This is a genomic window from Paenibacillus sp. VTT E-133280 (genome assembly GCF_002264385.1).
Taxonomy (GTDB): Bacteria; Bacillota; Bacilli; order Paenibacillales; family Paenibacillaceae; genus Paenibacillus_AQ; species Paenibacillus_AQ nitricinens.
Genome location: NZ_NFUX01000022.1, coordinates 19348 through 40657, shown reverse-complemented (window position 1 = coordinate 40657; position 21310 = coordinate 19348). Strand labels below are relative to the sequence as shown.

General features: G+C 43.9%; 21 protein-coding genes. 6 read left to right on the top strand and 15 right to left on the bottom strand.

The genetic code is table 11. From position 1 onward, the window contains the following. Window positions 1-40: 40 nt before the first annotated feature. The 4 genes from yfkAB to CA600_RS11970 all read right to left on the bottom strand — a co-directional run bounded on the left by yfkAB (window position 41) and on the right by CA600_RS11970 (window position 4998). Window positions 41-1177 carry a radical SAM/CxCxxxxC motif protein YfkAB gene (gene yfkAB, locus CA600_RS11985; RefSeq protein WP_094870379.1) on the bottom strand — a complete coding sequence of 379 codons (1137 nt, stop codon included), beginning with the start codon at window positions 1175-1177 and terminating at the stop codon, window positions 41-43. A gap of 231 nt (window positions 1178-1408) precedes the next feature. Continuing rightward, window positions 1409-2512 (bottom strand): HD-GYP domain-containing protein, encoded by a 1104-nt coding sequence (locus CA600_RS11980; RefSeq protein WP_094870378.1) that lies wholly within the window; start codon window positions 2510-2512, stop codon window positions 1409-1411. Window positions 2513-2657: 145 nt separating this feature from the next. Beyond that, complete coding sequence (locus CA600_RS11975) at window positions 2658-3485, bottom strand: undecaprenyl-diphosphate phosphatase (RefSeq protein WP_094870377.1); 828 nt, start codon at window positions 3483-3485, stop codon at window positions 2658-2660. Window positions 3486-3558: 73 nt separating this feature from the next. After that, window positions 3559-4998, bottom strand: a complete 1440-nt coding sequence (locus CA600_RS11970) for a bifunctional metallophosphatase/5'-nucleotidase (RefSeq protein ID WP_256989819.1) — start codon at window positions 4996-4998, stop codon at window positions 3559-3561. A gap of 136 nt (window positions 4999-5134) precedes the next feature. On the opposite strand from CA600_RS11970, the gene CA600_RS11965 reads away from it, so the two are divergent. From CA600_RS11965 to CA600_RS11955, 3 genes are all read left to right on the top strand, one after another. After that, window positions 5135-5848 (top strand): molybdenum cofactor biosynthesis protein, encoded by a 714-nt coding sequence (locus tag CA600_RS11965; protein ID WP_094870375.1) that lies wholly within the window; start codon window positions 5135-5137, stop codon window positions 5846-5848. A 77-nt stretch (window positions 5849-5925) separates the two neighbouring features. Next, the gene (locus CA600_RS11960; protein WP_094870374.1) at window positions 5926-6966 is read left to right on the top strand and encodes an HD-GYP domain-containing protein; all 1041 of its coding nucleotides are present in this window, start codon (window positions 5926-5928) and stop codon (window positions 6964-6966) included. A gap of 128 nt (window positions 6967-7094) precedes the next feature. Then, window positions 7095-7343 (top strand): DUF7667 family protein, encoded by a 249-nt coding sequence (locus CA600_RS11955; RefSeq protein WP_094870373.1) that lies wholly within the window; start codon window positions 7095-7097, stop codon window positions 7341-7343. Window positions 7344-7412: 69 nt separating this feature from the next. Here the strand turns inward: CA600_RS11955 and CA600_RS11950 are convergent, their stop codons facing one another. The 9 genes from CA600_RS11950 to CA600_RS11910 all read right to left on the bottom strand — a co-directional run bounded on the left by CA600_RS11950 (window position 7413) and on the right by CA600_RS11910 (window position 18010). Beyond that, window positions 7413-9272, bottom strand: coding sequence for an ABC transporter ATP-binding protein (locus CA600_RS11950; protein ID WP_094870372.1), 1860 nt, complete (start codon window positions 9270-9272; stop codon window positions 7413-7415). A 5-nt stretch (window positions 9273-9277) separates the two neighbouring features. Next, entirely contained in the window at window positions 9278-11038 is a 1761-nt protein-coding gene (locus CA600_RS11945; protein WP_094870371.1) for an ABC transporter ATP-binding protein, read from the bottom strand. Window positions 11039-11513: 475 nt separating this feature from the next. Further along, complete coding sequence (sufB, locus tag CA600_RS11940) at window positions 11514-12911, bottom strand: Fe-S cluster assembly protein SufB (protein WP_042186357.1); 1398 nt, start codon at window positions 12909-12911, stop codon at window positions 11514-11516. Between the two features lie 24 nt (window positions 12912-12935). After that, entirely contained in the window at window positions 12936-13367 is a 432-nt protein-coding gene (sufU, locus tag CA600_RS11935; RefSeq protein WP_094870370.1) for a Fe-S cluster assembly sulfur transfer protein SufU, read from the bottom strand. Then, window positions 13354-14580 (bottom strand): cysteine desulfurase, encoded by a 1227-nt coding sequence (locus CA600_RS11930; RefSeq protein ID WP_094870369.1) that lies wholly within the window; start codon window positions 14578-14580, stop codon window positions 13354-13356. Before CA600_RS11930 ends, sufU begins: the two co-directional genes overlap by 14 nt. Further along, the gene (gene sufD, locus CA600_RS11925) at window positions 14577-15878 is read right to left on the bottom strand and encodes a Fe-S cluster assembly protein SufD (protein ID WP_042186353.1); all 1302 of its coding nucleotides are present in this window, start codon (window positions 15876-15878) and stop codon (window positions 14577-14579) included. The genes CA600_RS11930 and sufD overlap by 4 nt, the downstream gene beginning before the upstream one ends. Window positions 15879-15905: 27 nt before the next feature. Further along, window positions 15906-16688 (bottom strand): Fe-S cluster assembly ATPase SufC, encoded by a 783-nt coding sequence (gene sufC, locus CA600_RS11920; protein WP_042186351.1) that lies wholly within the window; start codon window positions 16686-16688, stop codon window positions 15906-15908. Window positions 16689-17001: 313 nt separating this feature from the next. After that, window positions 17002-17463 carry a Dps family protein gene (locus CA600_RS11915; RefSeq protein WP_094870368.1) on the bottom strand — a complete coding sequence of 154 codons (462 nt, stop codon included), beginning with the start codon at window positions 17461-17463 and terminating at the stop codon, window positions 17002-17004. Between the two features lie 244 nt (window positions 17464-17707). Continuing rightward, complete coding sequence (locus tag CA600_RS11910) at window positions 17708-18010, bottom strand: YunC family protein (protein WP_094870367.1); 303 nt, start codon at window positions 18008-18010, stop codon at window positions 17708-17710. Window positions 18011-18224: 214 nt separating this feature from the next. Here CA600_RS11910 and CA600_RS11905 point away from each other — a divergent pair, with 214 nt between their 5' ends. After that, window positions 18225-18752, top strand: coding sequence for a hypothetical protein (locus CA600_RS11905; protein ID WP_094870366.1), 528 nt, complete (start codon window positions 18225-18227; stop codon window positions 18750-18752). A 77-nt stretch (window positions 18753-18829) separates the two neighbouring features. Here CA600_RS11905 and CA600_RS11900 read toward each other — a convergent pair whose 3' ends face one another. Next, window positions 18830-19216 (bottom strand): DUF423 domain-containing protein, encoded by a 387-nt coding sequence (locus CA600_RS11900; RefSeq protein ID WP_094870365.1) that lies wholly within the window; start codon window positions 19214-19216, stop codon window positions 18830-18832. Between the two features lie 169 nt (window positions 19217-19385). Here CA600_RS11900 and CA600_RS11895 point away from each other — a divergent pair, with 169 nt between their 5' ends. Next, entirely contained in the window at window positions 19386-19847 is a 462-nt protein-coding gene (locus CA600_RS11895; RefSeq protein ID WP_094870364.1) for a hypothetical protein, read from the top strand. An 85-nt stretch (window positions 19848-19932) separates the two neighbouring features. On the opposite strand, the gene CA600_RS11890 is transcribed toward CA600_RS11895, so the two are convergent. Then, window positions 19933-20400, bottom strand: coding sequence for a hypothetical protein (locus tag CA600_RS11890; protein ID WP_094870363.1), 468 nt, complete (start codon window positions 20398-20400; stop codon window positions 19933-19935). A gap of 204 nt (window positions 20401-20604) precedes the next feature. On the opposite strand from CA600_RS11890, the gene CA600_RS11885 reads away from it, so the two are divergent. Beyond that, window positions 20605-21249, top strand: coding sequence for a methyltransferase domain-containing protein (locus CA600_RS11885; RefSeq protein WP_094870362.1), 645 nt, complete (start codon window positions 20605-20607; stop codon window positions 21247-21249). Window positions 21250-21310: the final 61 nt, after the last annotated feature.

Below are 21310 nucleotides of genomic sequence, written 5' to 3'. Positions count from 1 at the left end.
CTTCAAATTCCGTATGCACCACGTTAACAACGCCTCATTTCTACAGATTGATCGCTTTTCTAGTTTTGAAGTCCACTTCCGGATAATACATATCCGCTACTAACAGGTTAGGTCCGCAACAACCAGCTGCATCACAGTAACAGTTTACCTTCTGGTTCAGCGGATGCTTCGTCTGCCAATCGATAAATATATCATCCAATTTTTGGTTATCTATGTTGCCAAAGGCTGCGATATCCGCGAAATCTGTAACAAAAACATCTCCAGTAAACATATTTACGTTCACACGATTCCGACCATCCGGATCATTACGAAGCGTAACATTCTTCTCTGCACGCATTCTACTTAGCAACTTCTGATCTTCTTCCAGGAAGCTACATGCAAAAAACGGAAGCGTGCCGAACAGCATCCATACCTCTGGATCACGCTGGTCCAGTAACGAATGGATCGCAGTCCGCATTTCATTTAAGGACAACACTGGCAGTGCGGAAGCAAAGCTTGAATTGTACATCGGATGAACCTCATGTCGTTTTGCTCCCATGTCAAGAATCAGCTTATGAATTTCAGGCAGCTTAGTGTGGGTACGGTAATTAATCATAGTTTCCGCAGAAATTAACATACCATCCTCACTTAACTGACGAGAGTTCTCAATCATTGTATTATATAACCGGTAAGCGGCTTCCTTGGCAACCGCATGACCACTGTTCGCAAAACCGACTTCATGAAAATCATCACCGTTCACATAATTAAATGAAATATGCATAACGTCCAGATAAGGAAGCAGCTTCTCATATCGGGAATATGGCATTGTCAGATTAGAATTAATTTGTGATCTGATTCCCCGCTCCTTGGCGTACTTCAACAATGGCACAATGATATTATCTACTGTTCCGGCGCGGAACATAGGCTCTCCGCCTGTAATACTAATGGTCTCCAGATGTTCAACTTCCTCTAAACGGTCTAGCATATTCTTAAGGGGTAGCATATCCCCTTCTCTAGAGGTTAGACTATCACCTACAGCACAGTGCTCGCATCGCATATTGCATAAATTGGTTACAGTGAATTCCACACTCGTTAGCACATGGCGGCCATGCTTACGTAGAGAAGTGATTGGATCCCATGGATCGTAACTTGGCGACAGCTCCCTCGGTGAAGATATTAATGGTCTTAAAACATTCATTTGTACTAGCTCCTTTAAATCTTATTCCTATTATTAACCCAAAATCATGAAGAAAGAACGATGACTTACCCTATATCATACCACGTTAGTCAAAAAAACTGCACTTTGGATGTCTTTCTGGCCGTCTTTACTTACCTTACATTTCAAAAAAATAAAAGCAGCGAGACGAAAAATAGGCTTCCGACATCTCTTCGGACAAGCCTAATCTTCTCTCCACGCTGCTATAAATAATCAATTTTGCGTTTCCAAAGAACCGCCTTGTTCTGCGACGTCAATAATAACAACGGAGAGGGCTTTACTAAGATCTCGTTCAAATGGTACGACTTTCTCTCCTTCAGCACCCGTAAGCACACGTATGGTGGGCCTGTGAGGCGTACTTGGATCTATTTTGACCACAACCCCGCTCTCACCCGTACTAAGCTTCACCGTAAGTCCCAGCGGATAGATAGCTACGCGATCTCTAAACAGCTCTAAATGCTTCTGCTCATACAAAGTACCGGAACCAACATAGAGGGCCTCAACGGCTTGATGTGGCAGCATAGCCTTTTTGTAGACTCTATTGGAGGTCATGGCATCGTAGGAGTCCGCTATACCCAGCCACTTGGCATATTCATGGATTTGGGGTCCTGTTAATCCCCGAGGATATCCGGAACCGTCGATGCGTTCATGATGCTGCAAGGCACAATGTGCTGCGAGCAGCGGGATATTCGGTTCCTCCTTTAGAATCTGAAACCCGATCTCGGTATGAGCCTGCATGTGGCGGAATTCTTCATCACTGAGCCTGCCGGGTTTCTGTACGATTTTTATCGGAATTTGTGTCTTCCCAATATCATGCAGCAGCGCGCCAAGCCCAATCACTCGAAGTTCCTCTTTGCTATACCCGTGAGCTATACCAAGCACTAAAGTGTACAAGCAGACATTCAGGGAATGGACATATAAATAGTTATCAGCAGTGTGCATATCCATCAGCATGATCATCGGATCTTCTTGCAAAGACATATCATCTAAAATATTATCCATGATCTTAGAAAATTTTTTGTCCAGATGATACAGACCCTTGGTAATTCCTGAAGCCCCAGACATATGCTGAAATTGATTACGAATCACCTTTAGGGCCTGATTGCGCGTCTCATCCTGTAGAATACTAGTAATCACAATATCGTCTGTGACAGAATCCTCTATGTAGATATAGCCGATGTCAATCCTTGCAAGACGCTTGATCAATGCATCCGTAAGCTCCACCCCATCCGCGAGTAGAGTTAGACCTTCATCATTATATATTTTTTTACCTAATTTCATGCCTGCTTGAAGCTGATTCACGGATACTAAACGCACTAAACTCACTCCTGCCTTTAACGGTAAAATACTATTCTGTATTGAAATCCTTGGGCAACACGCTTTGTCTATACCGTTTTGATGGACATTCAGACAGGTGTACCTTTAAGAAAATCAGATGTGTCTAGGTATATGCCAATGGACATTAACGCATAATAAACAACCAGAATACAGCAGCAAGTATGAATCGATAGATCGCGAAATGCGTTAATCTAATTTTCTGAATCAATTTCATAAACAAAATGACTACTATATACGCCACTACAAAAGAAATCAAAAATCCAATTACAAAATAACCAATCGACTCACTTGTGAAATCTTTATACGAATCCAGCAGTTCATATCCGGAAGCCGCACACATGATAGGAATCGCTATGAGGAAGGAAAAATCCGCAGAGGCCTTATAGCTGACCCCGCTTAACATCCCTCCAGAAATCGTAGACCCGGAGCGGGAGAAGCCAGGCCAGAGGACCGAAATAATCTGATACAATCCAATCGCCAGCGCCTGTCCGTAAGACAAATCATCCAGTTCGTGAGCAGTAATCCGTATTTTGCGTCTGTTCACCCATTCTGCTACAATCATTAGAATCCCTCCGGCCACAAGCGCCCAGAGCACAGTGGAAGCACCAAAGAGACTTTTGATAAAATCACGGGCAAAAAATGCCACAGCAAGCGCTGGGGCAATCCCAAGAATCACATGAATTAAATTCAGACGGGATGCCGGCATAACGCCTCCTCTGCCCGAACTACTACGTCCTATCCCTAGCAAATTAAGCACACGCTTGCGGTAAACAAGTGCAATCGCCAAAATCGCCCCTAGTTGAATTACAATTTCATAAGTCTTCATAATCGAATCTTGCTCAGCGAAACCCAATAGCTTCGTAGTCAAGATCATGTGCCCGGTCGAAGATACAGGAATAAATTCAGTGATCCCTTCGACAATTGCTAGAATAATAGCGGTAATCGTGTCCATAACTGTCCTCCTATTTTTGGAAATCTAGCACTGTTAGATCGAGCCTATAAGTGTAGATTATGAGCTGTTGGCCTTATTCAGACTTAGCCTCCCAGCGAGTAAGCAAGCATTCATCGAGGCTGTTTGGACGCTGTAACTCCATCCGCAAGAGATCGCGCAAAAAATGTGGTAATAGAAACAAAGCATCCTTCCCATTCGCGATCGTCTCATAGCCAGCCCTGAAAGTAAACATGTCCAGCGTACCAACATTATACTCTCTTTCATCCTCCAGTGGGTTTCCTTCGACAAAAACTGCAACACTCTTATCATACGGTATCTTTAGTGGGTCGTACAAGATTTTTAATCCATCTACTGCCAAACTGCCCAGATGAATCCCGCGGAAACCGTACCCGTAGATGACCTTATTATAAAATTCCTCTGTAAGGCTCTGTTCCAAAGCTGTGCGAATATCTTTACCCTTTAGCTTAATTATGCAAGTATTGATGGGAGAAGGACAAAGTGCGTGTAGCATCCCTGTCGTAACCTCGCCTTCCGGCAATGGTCCTAGCAGTTGACCCGTGTTAACTAATGACAAACTAGTTCCTGTAAATCTACGTACTGCTTGTGCCAGAAGATTGCCAAAAGGAGACTCTCCCTGCAAATCCAAAGGAAGCTCACGATCTGTAATCGCTACTACTGTCTGAAGAGATTCACGACCATGCTCCAAATGAATTGCGACGGCAGGACCTACAATCCCTTCCTTAAGTAAGGGGTCAATTGAAATACAACCACCTGTAACCAGGTAGAATTCAGCTTGTTCATCTCTCCGCTCAAATTGCAACTTCCCGAGATAACGCCCGAATTTCCCCGCTCCGCATACCGCTGTTCCGTTAATCATGAGCGGCTCTTCCAGCAAATGATGCGTATGTCCACCAAGAATGGCATGTACGCCCTCTAACCGTTCTGCCAGAATTTTATCCGTAGGAAGTCCGAGATGAGATAGAACGATTAAAATATCCACTTGTGGCGCTAAAAGTTGGCATTGTTCCCGGAGCGCAGTCTCAGGATCTAAAGCATCCCAGCCCAAAAGGGAATAGAACGAAGTAAATGCCGCTGTTGCTCCGGTCACTCCAATTCTAATTCCATCCTTCTCCAAGATCGCATGACACTTCATCCAGCTTGGTGGCTTTCCTGTCGAAGACTCTACAAAATTACAACAAACTACCGGACACTGTAACCCGGCAAAAATAGATGACAACATTTCCTGTGAGAACGTAAGTCCCTCATTATTGCCAATGGTTACAGCATCATATCCTGTTAAGTTTAATACGTCGATGTTAGCCTGACCCATAGTGCCTTCTGTTTCAACAGCTGCACGATCCATATGATCACCAATATCCAGCAGCAGTACAGGCTCTTCTCCCGCTGCAGCCCTTTGTGCGAATATTTCCGCTGCCATCGGACTTACCATTTCAAAATGGCTATGTATATCATTGGTATGAAGTATGGTCAGTCTTTGCGGCACATGCCCCATAAGCAACATTCCTCCTACCCTTGAGCTGCTCTTTAATGAAGCAGTCGGTGCGTGATCTTATAGAGCCTAGCATAACATTTTCAGACACATTATGGTATATTGAAGACATCAGATCATACATCAGAGGAGAATAAAAATGCATATTACTATCCGACTATTCGCGGGTCTGGCTGAGACAATCGGCTCTTCTTCTCTGTCCTTCCAAGCGACTGAGATTCCCTTAACAGCTGGCAAGCTGAAGGAGCTTCTATCTGCCTCTTATCCGAACGCAGCATCCCAAATTGGGGCTTCTTTAATTGCCATTGACCAAGAATATGCTCCTGATGATTCTATCATCACAGCGTCTTCCGAAGTCGCACTTATTCCTCCAGTTTCCGGGGGGGAGAATGGCACTATATATGAAACTTCTACTAATGGTCTCTACAGTATATCGGACCAGCCTTTAAATGCAGAGAAGCTTCTAAATGCTGTTCTTGACGTCGATCACGGAGCATCCTTAGTATTTATCGGCACTACACGTGAAATGACCGGTGAACAACGTACAACCGCACTTCATTATGAAGCCTATATTCCTATGGCCTTAAGTAAACTAGAGGAGATTGGTAAAGAGGTCAAGAACCGCTGGAGCGCAAACTGCGCCATATCTCACCGCATTGGGCATGTAGGTTTAAAGGAAGCAAGTGTTATCATTGCCATCTCCACACCCCATCGCGATACCTGTTACGAAGCCAGCCGCTTTGCCATTGAACAATTGAAACAGACGGTTCCCGTTTGGAAAAAAGACATTAATGAATCGGGCCAACATTGGGTGAACTCTGATCAAAAAGCTTTCGATATAACCTCCAAATAATCTTTTCTCCTTTTTGATTGAAAAATCTGAACTTTGTTGATATTCTGGATAAAATCGGATAAAAGGTGGCATAGGCATTGAGAGTACACGTCTCGGATCTAAAACCTGGTAATCACCTTAACGCGGACGCGTATAGTTCTAGGGGTTTACATGTATTACCAAAAGGATCGCTGCTCCAAATAAATGATATTGCCAAGCTGATGCAGCTCGGAGTTGATTATGTTGATATCGAGACGTTAGAGGAAGAGGTATCACCCCTCAGCAGACCTTCAATTATTCAAACGGTGACCACTAGTTTTGATACCATGATTGACGGCTTCGAGTCTCTTTATATGGAAGCGTTATTAAAAGGAAGCTTCAACCAATCCGTGGTAAACGACATTCTTCAGCCTTCGCTTCAAACTTTGGACAAGCATAAAGATGTAGTGTCCCTCCTGCTTTTGCTAGATCGGGAAGATAACTATACCTACAATCACTCCCTTCAGGTAGGCATGCTCTCTTATTATATTGCGATATGGCTTGGTTATTCCAAACAAGAATGCTATGAAATTGGTCGTGCAGGATATTTGATTGATATTGGAAAATGTCGGATTTCACCCTCTCTCTTGAATAAACCAGGCAAGCTAACGCCAGATGAGTTCGAGGAAATCAAACTACATACAAAGTACGGCTACGAAATTATACGGAATTCCATGGACGATTCTTACACAGCTTTGGCTGCTCTCCAACATCATGAACGTGAGGACGGCTCTGGCTATCCGAGCGGTCTAACCAAAGCCGATATTCATCCTTATGCACAAATCGCAGCTGTAGCTGACATCTATAGTGCGATGACTTCTAAACGAGTCTATCAGTCGAAGCAAGAGCTTATTTCCGTCCTGCGTGAAATAAACAATCTAAGCTTCGGTAAACTGAATGCTAGAACGGTTCAAGCGTTTATCCAGCATTTAATGCCCAATTTCATCGGCAAGCGTGTGTTGCTGGACACAGGTGATATTGGCGTGATTATTATGAACAATATGGTCGATATTTTCCGTCCACTGGTAAAGATTGACGGAATGTTCGTGGATCTTTCCCGCGAACGGAACGTTGCCATTGTAGAAATTTATATGGACTAAGGCGTTTCGATTCCTGATCCCCCCTTTTCTTTCGGGGGGATCTTTTCTGTCATCATATTTGATGATTGGAGTACAAATTTTTTGGCGAGACTAATATATGGCTTAACTATTTCCAGGAGGTAAAATGTATGCTTCCAGTCCATGAACGTCTTGCCGAGCTATTCACTCTAAGTCGTCTACGTCAGCTTACAGCCTCCGAAGAAACGGAACAACAGCAATGCCTTCAGGTGAATGCTACTTACTGCTTCGAGATGGCTCGGCTACAAAATGAAATACTGTTAGCGGAACAAACAACGGATACACAGTGGCATCAGGATATTTGTGCCCAAATGTTTGAGTTACGTGTAACGGGTAGATTGCCTAAACGCCCGAAATAATTGGATGTACGATATAAAACAGCCCACTCCTCAGTTGCTTTGGCAAGGGGAATGGGCTGTTGTTCTTTGCTATAGAAAGCGGAACTGCGCTTCTATTAAACCGTTATACACACCATCACGTGATGTCAGTTCCCGGTGGGTTCCTTCTTCTTTAATCTCACCATGGTCCAGAACGACAATTTTATCCGCATGGCGAATGGTAGATAGTCTATGAGCGACGATAAAGGAGGTCCGGCCCTGAAGTAAGATTTTGAGTGCCTCTTGAATCTTCAGCTCCGTTTCTGTATCAATACTTGCCGTAGCTTCATCAAGGATCAGAATCCGTGGATTCGCCAATAGTGCACGGGCAAAGGAGAGCAGCTGACGCTGTCCCATGGACAAGGCACTACCACGCTCTTCTACCTCTGTCTCATACCCGCCAGGAAGCTTCATAATAAAGTCATGGGCGTCTACGGCTTTCGCAGCATTTTCCACTTCTTCATCGGTAGCATCCAGTCGGCCAAATCGGATATTATCGCGAATCGTTCCTGAGAAGATGAAGGTGTCCTGCAGCACGATTCCGATCTGCCTTCTCAGACTATCTAGTGTAACTTCACGGATATCTTCACCGTCAATCGTAATTCTTCCGCTCTTAATATCATAGAACCGGCCAATCAGATTAATAATTGTACTTTTCCCTGAGCCAGTATGACCCACCAGCGCGATCGATTGCCCAGCTTTTACATCCAGATCGATGCCTTTTAAAGCCGCCCGACCTTTTTCATATTCAAAAACAACTTTATTAAAGGTAATATCTCCACGAATCATCCCTAGTGGTTTAGCCCCTGGATTATCTTGAACCGAAGGCTGCTCATCCAAATATTCAAAGATCCGTTCTGAGGAAGCCATCGCTACCAGGAGCTGGTTATACATCTGCCCCAGACGGTTGATCGGGTCCCAGAAGTTGCTGACATAAGAACTGAACGCTACCAGCAAACCGACAGTAAGCTCGCCAGATTGGATGAGATACGCTCCTAGCCAAAAGAGGATCATCGTTCCAAAACCACCAGTGATCTCGATCATCGGCCCGAAAGCTTGGTTCATCGCAGATGCTTTATTCCAGGACTTTTTGCTGTCTGTATTCATAAAATCGAAATAATTCATGTTTTCACGTTCTTGTGTATAGGCCTGTGTGACTCTGATCCCCTGAATCGATTCGTTTAAGTGAGAATTAATTCTAGAGTTCTTCATCCGCACATCCTGCCAAGCGATCCGAATCTTCTGACGCAGCTTAGTAGAAATAAAGAACATGATCGGAACCGTAACCATTACTGCAAGACCAAGTTTCCAGTTGATCAATAACAGAATAATGGTAATCCCCAAAAGCTGTACACAGTCAATCATCAGATTGACTACCCCGTTCGTGAACAAATCCTGCAGTGAGTTGATATCATTCGTTACACGTACTAATACCGAGCCTGCCGGGCGTTTATCGAAGAAGTTAAAAGAGAGCTTCTGAATATGCTTGAACAAGTCAGAACGCAAGTCATAAATGACTCTTTGTCCAATGATGTTCGTGTACTTAATCCGGTACACACCTGCAATCCATTGAATGAGATATAAGACAATGACACCTGCCGTAAGCGAATAAAGAAGTGTTAAGCTTGGATTCCCAACCTTAGGCGCTATAGCACGGTCGATAGCTAAACTTGTCAAGAAAGGAACGGTCAGCTTCGTAATGGTTCCCAGAATCATCATGATAGATACCAGTGGAAGCATCTGTTTGGCGTAAGGCTTCATATAGCTGAATAATCTGGTGAACTGCTTCCAGTCAAACGCTTTGTCGATAACATCATCGTCTTTGTACACGAAACGTTCATCAAGTGTCTTCTGCTCGGCTGCTTTACGCTTTGCTACCGTAGCGGTGTTCTGTTTGGCTTCAAGTTTCATATGCCTCACTCCTCCCCTCTTCCGGTAGCTCTGGCCAGATAGTCAGCATATTGTATCCGGTATACATCTTGGTATGGGCCCGGAACCTCAATTAGCTCCTGATGAGTACCACGCTGCTGAACATGACCTTCGTTCATGACAATGATCTGATCCGCATGTCGCAAGGAGGATATCCGATGGGCAATTATAAGTGTTGTACGCCCATTCATGACCTCCTGGAATCCTGCTTGAATCTCATGTTCCGTTTCCATATCGACCGCACTAGTCGCATCGTCGAGGATGAGAATACGCGGATTCTTAAGCAGGGCTCTTGCGATCGCAATCCGCTGCTTTTGTCCGCCAGAGAGCCCCATCCCGCGTTCACCCACTACAGTGTCATAGCCGTCTGCCATCTCCATGATGAAATCATGCGCCTTTGCCAGCTGTGCAGCACGGATAATCTCCTCCATGCTTACATTTTTCAAGCCATATGAGATATTGTTGCGGATGGATGAGGAGAACAGGAATGTTTCCTGGAATACGGTGGCAATCTGTGACCGCAGACTGCGCACACTATATTCTCTAATATCAATGCCATCCAGCGTAATACTCCCTTCATTTACATCATAAGCACGCATCATCAGTTGAGTAATAGTGGATTTACCTGAACCTGTGCCTCCAAGAAATCCGATAATTTCACCTGATTTGGCTTCAAAATGGATGTCAGTAACAGCAGGCATTTTGTTCCCGTACGCAAAGGTGACATGATTAAAGGCAACGTCCCCTTTAACCTCGGAAGGCACCAGTTCACGGGCATCCTCTATATCCTTCACATCAATTTTTTGATTAAGTACTTCAAGTACACGTTCTCCCGAAGCTTTGGACTGTGTATAGTTATTAATATGAAAGCCTAGCCCCCATACCGGTCCAATGATGTACCAAATCAAACTGAAGAAGGCGACCAATTCCCCTAGTGACATTTTCCCGTTAATGACAAGTGTACCACCCACGCCTAACAGGATAGCTATACTCACCGATGCTAAAAGCTCCATGACAGGAAAGAACTTACTCCAGAGCTCTGCGGCAAAAATCTGATTATTCTTATAACGTTCATTACGGTGTGAGAATTTCTCAACTTCGTGAGCCTCTCTAGCAAACGATTTGACAGTTCGCACACCCGTGATATTCTCCTGTACAGCCGTTGTCAGAGAACTCAGCGCAAGGCGCATCTCTTGGAAGGCCGGATGAATCTTGGACTCAAATCTTAAAGCTACTGCTGCCAGAAATGGCATAGTAATCAAAGTAACCAATGTTAGCTGCCAATTAATGGTGAACATCATAATAGAACCAAAGAACACCATAAAAAACACATTTAGCAACTGAGCAAAACCAAAACCGATAAAGTTCCGAATCGCTTCCAAATCCCCGGTCAGCCGGGACATCAGATCTCCTGTTTTCGCGGTATCATAATAACGGAAAGATAGAAATTGCAATTTCTCATAACAAGCGTTACGTAGCCGATATGCTAGAAAATTACCTAACCGCCCTCCGTAAAAACCATGTGCAAATTGCAGGCATGCTTTTACGATTACTACAGCTAACACACTGAGAGCCAACACAGGCACCTCTTTAAACTTGAGTGGAACAATTACTTCATCGATCAGCTTCCTTAACAAATTTGGGGTAATTAGCCCCACTGCAGTTGCGGCGGCCAAGCATACAATCGAAAGAATTAAATAATGCAGCTTCTCTCGGTAATAGCCTCGCAGTTGCCTGAGAACATCCATATCTCTCCTCCTTAAAGCTTTACGAAGTAAAGCTGACCTTCGTAAGCATAGACTTAGCTTTACTTCGTAAAGCTATTTTTTAGCGCTTTCAATTTAGTGACTTTAAGCAGTGTATCATCCCTAATTTAAAGCGGCAAAGGGTAGAATTGAGCGTTTATCCTGTTATTTCGGAAAAAAGACCCATATATAGGTGATAAACGACCATCATTGTCTTAAAATACTCGAGTTTCCTCCTTAATGCTGTTGAATTAAGAAACATCATAATCCTTAATGTGACCGCCTCCTCCAAAAAAAACTTTTATCATGCTTTTTTGCATAAAATTTGGATTTTAGGCCTCTCAAATGAAAACCTCACTTCAATTTCCAATAAAAAAATACGTATTCGAGTGACTTGAGCATAAAAGCATCAAGATCACTGCGAATACGTATTTTGTATTACTTATTAGAGTGAAGCCGGAACCTTGATAAATCAAGGTTAACCGATACTTCCCTCCATTTCGAATTTGATCAAACGGTTCATTTCGACTGCATATTCCATCGGCAGTTCTTTGGTGAATGGTTCGATGAAGCCCATAACGATCATTTGAGTTGCCTCAGCTTCTGTTAGGCCGCGGCTCATTAGATAGAACAGCTGCTCCTCAGAAACTTTGGATACCGTTGCTTCGTGCTCAAGAACGATGTTATCGTTCATGATTTCATTGTAAGGAATCGTATCCGAAGTGGATTCGTTATCCAAAATGAGTGTATCACATTTGATGTTCGATTTCGCACCTTCTGCCTGACGGCCGAAGGAAGCAAGACCACGATAAGTCACTTTACCGCCGTGCTTACTAATTGATTTCGATACAATGGTGGAAGTTGTGTCTGGAGCCAAATGGATCATCTTGGCGCCTGCATCCTGATGCTGGCCTTTACCCGCTACCGCGATGGACAGCACTGAACCTTTAGCTCCACGGCCTTTAAGAACAACCGCAGGGTATTTCATAGTCAGCTTGGAACCGATGTTGCCATCGACCCATTCCATCGTAGCATTCTCTTCTGCAACCGCACGTTTTGTAACGAGGTTGTAGATGTTTGGAGCCCAGTTCTGAATCGTAGTATAACGAACGCGTGAGTTCTTCATACACAAGATTTCAACAACCGCACTATGCAGAGAATTCGTGCTATAGATTGGCGCTGTACAACCTTCTACATAATGCACGAAGCTGTCTTCGTCAGCGAGGATCAAGGTACGCTCAAATTGTCCCATGTTCTCGGAGTTAATACGGAAGTAAGCCTGCAAAGGAACTTCACATTTCACACCCTTAGGAACGTAGATGAAGCTTCCGCCTGACCAAACTGCACTGTTAAGTGCTGCAAATTTATTATCGGTTGGAGGGATGATCGTCCCGAAGAACTTCTTAAGAAGTTCTGGATGTTCACGCAGTGCAGTATCGGTATCTGTAAAAATAACCCCTTGATCTTCAAGGCTCTTCTGCATGCTGTGGTATACAACCTCAGATTCATATTGTGCCGAGACGCCGGCGAGGAACTTCTGTTCCGCTTCAGGAATACCCAGCTTATCAAAGGTTTCCTTGATTTCGGAAGGAACTTCTTCCCAAGTCTTCCCTTGTTTCTCGGAAGGTCTTACATAATATTGAATATCCTCAAAATCTAAATCGTCCATATTGCCGCCCCATGTAGGCATTGGCATTTTACGGAACTGTTCAAGGGATTTTAAGCGGAAATCAAGCATCCACTGTGGTTCATTTTTGATTGCTGAAATTTCTTTAACAATTTCGGCCGTCAAACCTTTACCAGACTGGAATATCGACTTATGCTCATCACGGAACCCGTACTGGTATTCTTCCATATCAGGCGCTTTCTTAGCCATGGTGTCAGCCTCCTTGTTCTACTATTATTTATGTTGCTCTTCTTCGTCAATTCCTTTACGAAGTGCGTTCCAAGCCAGTGTTGCGCATTTGATCCGCGCAGGAAATTTATTCACACCCGATAGGGCTTCGATATCTTCATACTCTCCAAAATCCACATCTTCACCCTTCATCAATAAGGAGAAGTTATCAGCTAGTTCAAGCGCACGTTCAACCGTTTGTCCTTTGATCGCCTCAGTCATCATCGAAGCCGATGACATACTGATCGAACAACCTTCACCGTTATAACGGGCATCTTTTACGATTCCATCTTCTACCTTAAGCTGAAGTGTAATACGGTCACCACAAGTTGGGTTATTCAGTTCAATTTTCAGAGCATCATCTTCAAATGAACCACGATTCCGAGGACTTTTATAATGATCCATAATTACGCGTCTGTACAAGTCATCCAAGTTCATAGCCGAAGTACTCCTTTGTCTTGATTAAAGCGTCCACCAGTCGATCTACATCCTGCTCGGTGTTATACAGGTAAAAGCTCGCACGTGCTGTTGAACTGGCTTCCAGCCAGCGCATCAGCGGCTGACAGCAGTGATGACCAGCACGGATGGCAATACCCTCCGCATCTAGTACTGTAGCGACATCATGCGGGTGAACGTCACCCAGATTAAAGGTGACAACGCCAACCTCACGATTGCGAGGACCATAAATAGTTAAACCATCTATTTCAGATAGACGTTGCTCTGCGTAAGCTGCAAGCTGCTTCTCATGGCTGTGAATCGCATCCATGCCGATTTCTTGCAAGAAATCTACTGCCGCACCTAATCCAACAGCACCCGCAATGATCGGTGTGCCTCCCTCGAACTTCCAAGGGAGTTCCTTCCATGTCGATTCGTAGAGACCGACATCATCAATCATTTCGCCACCGAACTCGACAGGCTCCATAGCTTCCAAAAGTGCTCTTTTGCCGTACAAAGCTCCAATTCCAGTCGGTGCTAGCATTTTATGTCCGGAAAGTGCATAGAAATCACAATCCAGATCCTGCATATCAACCTTCATATGAGGTGTGCTCTGTGCGCCGTCTACGACAATTACCGCACCGTTACGATGAGCAATTGCCGCAAGCTCTTTAATCGGATGAGTTACTCCCATAACATTAGATACATAAGCGATAGCAACGATCTTAGTTTTATCCGTAATCGTCTTCTCAGCATCTTGAAGCGTAATCGTTCCGTCAGGTTGCAACGGTATATATTTTAAAGTAGCACCTGTCTTCTTAGCTAGCTGCTGCCAAGGGATCAAATTACTATGATGCTCCATCAGGGTGATGACAATTTCATCGCCTTCACCCACTGCAGATGGCCCGTAAGAAGAGGCAACAAGATTTAGGGCAGTGGTTGTGCCGCGCGTAAAGATGATTTCTTTAGTGCTGCGGGCGTTAATAAACTTAGCTAGCTTCTCCCGGGCTCCCTCGTAGGCATCTGTTGCACGGCTGCCTAGAGTATGGACGCCACGGTGTACGTTGGCGTTATCCCACTCATAATACGACTTGACCGCCTCAATCACTTGACGAGGCTTCTGTGAAGTAGCAGCACTGTCCAGATAGACCAGTGGATGTCCGTTCACATTCTGGTTCAGTATGGGAAATTGCTCCCGGATGGCATTGCTAATCATTGACCTAACTTCCTTTCCACAAGAGATTGGAGCTGATTGCGCAGTCCCTCTAGTGGAATTTGCGACACAACAGGAGCCAAGAAGCCATAGATGATCAGAGTTTCTGCATCATGCCGTGTAATTCCGCGGGACATCAGGTAAAAGACTTGCTCGTGATTGACCTGTCCTACGGAAGCGGCATGGCCTGCTGTAACATCATCTTCATCAATCAGCAGGATCGGATTGGCGTCACCACGGGCTTTTGGACTCAGCATCAATACTTTCTCCGTTTGCTGACCGTCGGCTCTTGTAGCACCTTTCTCGATCTTGGTAATTCCGTTGATGATAGAAGTCGCATTATCACGCATAACCGCACGAGTGATCATGTCACTTGGGGTATTTTTGCCGAAATGCTGAGCTTGAGTAGTGTAATTCAGTTTCTGTGATCCCGTACCCACAGCAATTACTTTAGCATCCGAGCTAGAGCCATTACCTTTAAGCACAGACTTGGTATCACTTGCTGTATCACCATAGTTCATCTCTCCAACAATCCATTCGATCGTTCCGTCATTCTCAACAACAGCGCGGCGGTAAGTCACATCTGTTGTATCCACGCCCAGCTGATGCACTGTAGCATAACGTACTTTAGCACCTGCACCCACGAATACTTCTACAGCACCATTGTGCAAGCCAGCTTCCTCTTTATCCGACACGTAGTTGTCTACATATGTCAGGGAGCTGTTAGTATCCGCTACAATCAGAATGTGAGGAACAAATGAAGCTTCCGCATCATCTGTTAACAGCACCGCCTGAAGTGGAGTTTCAACCACTACATTCTTAGGAACATAGAGGAAGACTCCCCCGTTCCATAGTGCTGCATGAAGCGCAGCGATAGAATGCTCGTCAGGCTGAATCGCCTTATGCAGGTAACGTTGTACCAAATCTCCGTGCTCTTTAACAGCCGTTTGCAGGTCAGTAAAAATAACACCTTGTGCTGCAAGTTCAGGAGCTAGTCGTGTATATACTGCACCAGAGTTACGTTGAATAATCAGACTGCCTTCTTCCTGATCCTTGATCAAGGAGGAAATGGAAGCAGGTGCATCCTTCAGTGAAGCAATAGTTTCGCTTGCTTTGTAGCTACCATAATTGTTCACATTCCAACGATCAATCCGTGTCTTCTCTAATTTAGGCAGTGTCAGAGTAGCTGCCAGTTCTAGTGCTTTCAAGCGGCTTTCTTTCAGCCAACCCGGTTCGCCGCTACTATGCGATAATTCGCTCAAGCGCTCGGCATCCACCGGAAGAATGGTCTGTGTCGTCATAAGTGTTCTCCTCCTTCCTGGCGTTTCTTACGCGTCTTGCCCTACTGTTTCGTCTTCAATTCCAAGTTCTTCTTTAATCCATTCGTAGCCTTCTGCTTCCAGACGTTGTGCAAGCTCAGGACCACCGGATTTCACAATTCTGCCCTGCATCATAACATGTACAAAATCAGGCTTGATGTAGTTCAAGAGACGTTGATAGTGGGTAATAACCAGGAAACCGCGATCTTCACTCCGCATGGAGTTTACGCCTTCGGCAACAATTTTCAAAGCATCAATATCAAGACCAGAGTCAATTTCGTCCAGAATCACGATTTTTGGATCTAGCATCATCATTTGTAGAATTTCGTTACGTTTCTTCTCACCACCGGAGAAGCCTTCGTTCAGGTAACGGTGTAGGAACTCAGGATTCATGTCCAGTTCCTTCATCTTCGCTTCCATAAGACGGATAAAACGAATCAAAGAAATTTCGCTTCCCTCTTCACGACGGGCATTAATGGCAGAGCGCAAGAAATCGGAGTTTGTTACTCCAGAAATTTCACTTGGGTATTGCATAGCAAGGAAAAGACCTGCACGTGCGCGTTCATCAACTGCCATCTCCAGAAGATCTTCACCTTCAAGTGTTGCTGTTCCTTCAGTCACTTCATATTTAGGGTGACCCATAAGAGCTGACGCCAAGGTACTTTTACCTGTACCGTTTGGTCCCATGATGGCGTGAATTTCGCCACCTTTCATTTGAAGGTTAATCCCCTTCAAAATCTCTTTTCCCTCAATCGTCGCTTTAAGTCCCTCAATGACAAAATCTGCTGCCATAATATTATTCCCTCCATTGATCGATTTGCGAAATCAAAAGTTGTATTGAAACAGGATGATCCTGATTCCCAGCACAATTAGATTCTATATCACATTATAATTATTATAAATTGAATCACAATGATTATCAATGATTCTCAACAATTTTATAACAAAGCCTGTTTTTTTACAAATATCTCTTTTTATTTTGCCTATGATGTACCGCATAATTTCGCTATTTTTAGCGTTGACTCCAAGTACAACACAATGATGATCAGGTTAACGCAAAAAATAAGACCTCCCGCAGGAAGCCTTATTTCATGCGCTTTATCGTTTAGCTAAGAAAGGAACGCAGCATCCATTGATGTTTCTCAAGATCACCACGAATTTTAATAAACATGTCGGAGGTTGGCTGATCCTTAATTTCCTCAGCAAGCTCAATGCCTTCTGTCAACTCTTCAGAAATAGTAGCGAAGTCTTCAATCAGAGACTGGACCATTCCACGTGTATCCTCTTTACCCGTAGCTTCTTGAATCGTTGCCAATTCCAGATATTCTTTCATCGTCGCAGCGGGACTTCCCTTGATGCTTAGCAGACGCTCTGCAACTTCATCCATTTGCAGCGTCACTTCATTATATAGATCCTCAAATTTCACGTGAAGAGAGAAGAATTGTTCTCCTTTTACGTACCAATGAAAATTATGGATTTTAACGTACAGTACATTCAAGTTAGCAACCTGACGATTCATAATTTGTTCCAATGAAGTTGTATTTACTTTATTAGATGCTTTAGCCATGAGATGATCCCATCCTTATCCTTTATATTTACCGGGCTGCTTAATCCTTCGTCCGGCAGCAACTTGTCTATTCTTAATTTACCCCTTAGCATGTAAGACGAAACAAGAAGTACCCTTCCATAAAATCTCTGTTTCAATTATTCACACTAGAGACGCTCTCTATAATGTTCAATTTGTGATTCTTGCCAAAAAAACACAAGAGGCCATTGGCCTCTTGTGTTTTGGATTTTGTAAGATGGTTCAGTCAGACCATAAGAAGTAATGCATCTGCACCCGTCATGCCGGGTACGATACCTAGACGCTCCGCTTCAATGGTAACCGACTCCAATGGGGCAGCTAACAGCTGAGACAGCGTACGTACACCAACCGCCCTGGCTGCGATAATATTCCGATCACTGAGCTTTTCATTGAGCAAACCAACATCCAGCGCACCACACATAATATACCCTCGGCTTGTGCTGATTGAGAGCAGCGTTGTTTTCGGAAGCTTAACCTCTACCCCGATCAGCGTATGTTCACCTACGATAATGGGCTCCATAGTAACCAATAGCAGCACCTCCTTTATTCACCAACCACGATGTATATGTATGCTTCACCCCCTGCTGATGTGCAGTTGGTAGTCCTAGGCTTTTCGTAAAAACACAGTACCTTGGTCCCATTTTCTCTAGTGTCAGGTATATGATTATTACTTGTTTAATGTTATAGTTTATTTACATTCTTATAATTGTAAAGAAATGTTCAAACGAAAAGCTGGGGGATCTATGGACGAGAAACTACAACACACAGACGGCAACTATTTATTTAATGTCGACATCCTGATTAATGCCCGTACCAACCCGCTTGCATTGCAATATCTGCTTGAAATGTTGAACAATAATGACAAAATCACAGATTTCAACATTAACTCCGGTCTTGAATTAGGGAGAACCATTGACAGCTTGCTTCGTTCTGCCAAACTAGCCTTGAATCAAAGCTCTGCTCCTCCCACTTCATTTAAGCTGCCTCCAAAGACCGCTAAAAAGCAGCTCGATAAACCGATAGATAAACAGGCAGAATTGCCTGCACAGCAGTCAGCTATTGAGACACCAGCTGATGCATACGGGAAAATTCGACAGTATATTCAGAACAACCAATTAGTACGTTTACGAGCGAATCGGTACGGAAAACAAGTGTCCATGCCCTGTCGTATTTTAAATTTTGATGAAGCAGCCAACTCAATTAGTGTCTATCACGTGGATGAGAAACAGGTATACAGCTTTAATTTAAATGAGATCGACGAATTTCTGTAAACGTATACGTTACATAAATAAGCATCCGCCCCTATAAGGAACGGATGCTTATTTATCAACTTCTGTAATTTGATCGCTTAGGATGCCTCTTTGCTGCGTGAGAATGCTTCCACAGCCAAACATAACCAGCCTGCTATGAAGCATACACCACCAATAGGTGTAATCGCTCCAAGCACCTTAATCCCGGAAATACTCAGTACATACAAGCTGCCCGAGAACAAAATCGTGCCTGCTATTAATAGCCTTCCTGCCCAGCGTAACCGGGTGCTTTCTCCCCATTGACCCACAGCCAGCGCTATCAGAATTACACCCAGCGCATGTACCAAATGATACTGTACACCCGTCTCATATACCTTCATATATTCTTCGCTAATAACAGGTTTTAATAAATGAGCGCCAAAAGCGCCTATTCCTACTGCCAGCATTGCTAGCACAGCCCCCCAGGCCATAAGTTTCCGTTGCATGCGATTACAACTCCTTAATATTAGACTTCTTCTATCATAAACGATTACCGATTGCTTTTTCCAGCAGCCATTTACGAATTAGCCACAATCAGGGGTTGCTTTTTTAGCATCAATATGAAAAAGTGGATATAAACAACATTTCATTCTTATCTCTCAAGGAGTGCAACCTATGAACCTTAATTCTCTCTCAAAATCTGACGCGCCTACAGCAGAGGTAGGAAATACCCAACCTGATCTGAGCCAACCAAGTGCTGGTTCGTCGTCTTCGTACCAGAAAGCAGATCATGATCTACAACACTCTGGACCTGGTATTGCTTCTTTCATCATCAGCCTCGTGACCATAATGGGTTATGCAGCTCTCTTCATCTTCATTATTATGAAGGCTTCTTCCATGGTTAACGAGAACTCGAATCTACTAGCCGAATCCTCGCAGTCCATCATGCTTCTTGGAATGACTGTTATTATTCTTTCAGCTCTTAATGTAATTGGTGTTGTCATCGGCATTATTGGACTTTCCATTCGGAAGAGACGTAAAGTGTTCGGCATCATAGGCACAATCATTAATGGTGTGATTCTCTTACTCTTTATGTTGCTTATTACTATTTTCTTAGTCAATGCCGGGACGTTATAACGTTTCTATCAGATTCCATAATAAAAGGGCTGTTCCTGAATTTAATCAGGGCAGCCCTTTTATTATTCCTAAATGATAAAGTTCTTTATTTTGCAAGGGATAGTTTCGAAAGGATCCGCTGTTTAACTGTAGCATCGCCATCCACTGCTTTTTCTACATATTCAAAAACTACAGCATCATCCGTATTTAACTTCTCAAGAACGCTCTCCATACCAGCTGTGATCTCAAAAGCCGTAGGACCTTCTTTGGTCTCAATCTCAACAGAATGACTATCTATTTGTCCGACGTAAACGCCTGTTCCTTTAAGAATTTTGGCTTCTGGATTTGTAGTAGGTTTGGGCGCTGGAGTACTAGGGTTCTCTGTGGGTGCAGTTGTACTCGTACTTTCTGTAGGTACGGGTGTGCTTGTGCTCTCCTCTGTTGGTACTGGAGAAGCTGTTGCAGTTGGTTCTGCAGACGGCTGTGCCGAATTATTAGTAGCGCCGCAAGCGGTTAGGGCTAGTGTTAATGCTGCTATTGCAGCTATGGCGGGTAAGGAACGTTGTTTTTTCATGGTGATTGCCTCCTCTATGTTTAGCGGTTATTTTCAAAGTCATTTTGACAAGCCTACTCTATAAACGTTTTCAACTCTGCTAAGGTTTCATAATACATTACTTTTTAATAACTTCCATTTTTTAATAGGCATCCGCCGGATGCAGGCTGAAGCGAGATTAATACAATAGTGTTGAGCCTGATTTATCCCTAAGGAGTGGTCCCCTTGAGAATCGATATCGGCTGCGGATCCAGTAAAGAAGCAGGTTATCTCGGGATCGATCGTATCGCGTATCCCGAGGTGGATATTGTCTGTGACATTAGCCAAGGCATCCCTTTACCGGACAATACCGCTGAGTTTGTAATGGCTAGTCGTGTACTACCCTATATCGACGATTTATCCGCGGCTATGTCGGAAATTCACAGAATTTGCATCCACAAAGCCATTGTTTGTATTCTGGCCCCGTATGCCCACAGTTTTGTTCATATGTCCAATCCTTCCTTTAAGCAGAAGTTTGATGAATATACTCCGAGGTATTTCACAGGATCCTTTTTTCAGCCCCCGTCCGGTCCAGTATGCCCATCGATTCCTGACTATCCAATCCCTGTGCCGCCGTTCGATTTTCGGTTAATGCGGATGGAGCTTTTCTATCAATACCCTTATGAAGATCCACTTTATGAAACAGAAGAACTAGAAATACTAAAGACGCTTCAAGCCAATGTTGTGCATGAGATCATGTACCATTTCACCGTAATCAAGGCAGAAATTTCTATTCATGAGCTGGAAATGATGAGTAGAGGGCATTACGCTGAACCCCGTGTTCTTATGAAACGCAGGCTAAAATCACACGATAGACAAAATTTCCTATAATTTATTGATGGGACATACAATTATACCCGAATTACATCATAGGCTAACATACAGGTATTAA

Bases quoted from the DNA above. Each gene is read 5' to 3' on its own strand.
- yfkAB (WP_094870379.1), bottom strand. From the start codon at position 1,177: ATGAATGTTTTAAGACCATTAATATCTTCACCGAGGGAGCTGTCGCCA.
- CA600_RS11975 (WP_094870377.1), bottom strand. From the start codon at position 3,485: ATGGACACGATTACCGCTATTATTCTAGCAATTGTCGAAGGGATCACT.
- CA600_RS11970 (WP_256989819.1), bottom strand. From the start codon at position 4,998: ATGGGGCATGTGCCGCAAAGACTGACCATACTTCATACCAATGATATA.
- CA600_RS11965 (WP_094870375.1), top strand. From the start codon at position 5,135: ATGCATATTACTATCCGACTATTCGCGGGTCTGGCTGAGACAATCGGC.
- CA600_RS11955 (WP_094870373.1), top strand. From the start codon at position 7,095: ATGCTTCCAGTCCATGAACGTCTTGCCGAGCTATTCACTCTAAGTCGT.
- CA600_RS11950 (WP_094870372.1), bottom strand. From the start codon at position 9,272: ATGAAACTTGAAGCCAAACAGAACACCGCTACGGTAGCAAAGCGTAAA.
- CA600_RS11945 (WP_094870371.1), bottom strand. From the start codon at position 11,038: ATGGATGTTCTCAGGCAACTGCGAGGCTATTACCGAGAGAAGCTGCAT.
- sufB (WP_042186357.1), bottom strand. From the start codon at position 12,911: ATGGCTAAGAAAGCGCCTGATATGGAAGAATACCAGTACGGGTTCCGT.
- sufU (WP_094870370.1), bottom strand. From the start codon at position 13,367: ATGAACTTGGATGACTTGTACAGACGCGTAATTATGGATCATTATAAA.
- CA600_RS11930 (WP_094870369.1), bottom strand. From the start codon at position 14,580: ATGATTAGCAATGCCATCCGGGAGCAATTTCCCATACTGAACCAGAAT.
- sufD (WP_042186353.1), bottom strand. From the start codon at position 15,878: ATGACGACACAGACCATTCTTCCGGTGGATGCCGAGCGCTTGAGCGAA.
- sufC (WP_042186351.1), bottom strand. From the start codon at position 16,688: ATGGCAGCAGATTTTGTCATTGAGGGACTTAAAGCGACGATTGAGGGA.
- CA600_RS11915 (WP_094870368.1), bottom strand. From the start codon at position 17,463: ATGGCTAAAGCATCTAATAAAGTAAATACAACTTCATTGGAACAAATT.
- CA600_RS11905 (WP_094870366.1), top strand. From the start codon at position 18,225: ATGGACGAGAAACTACAACACACAGACGGCAACTATTTATTTAATGTC.
- CA600_RS11900 (WP_094870365.1), bottom strand. From the start codon at position 19,216: ATGCAACGGAAACTTATGGCCTGGGGGGCTGTGCTAGCAATGCTGGCA.
- CA600_RS11895 (WP_094870364.1), top strand. From the start codon at position 19,386: ATGAACCTTAATTCTCTCTCAAAATCTGACGCGCCTACAGCAGAGGTA.
- CA600_RS11890 (WP_094870363.1), bottom strand. From the start codon at position 20,400: ATGAAAAAACAACGTTCCTTACCCGCCATAGCTGCAATAGCAGCATTA.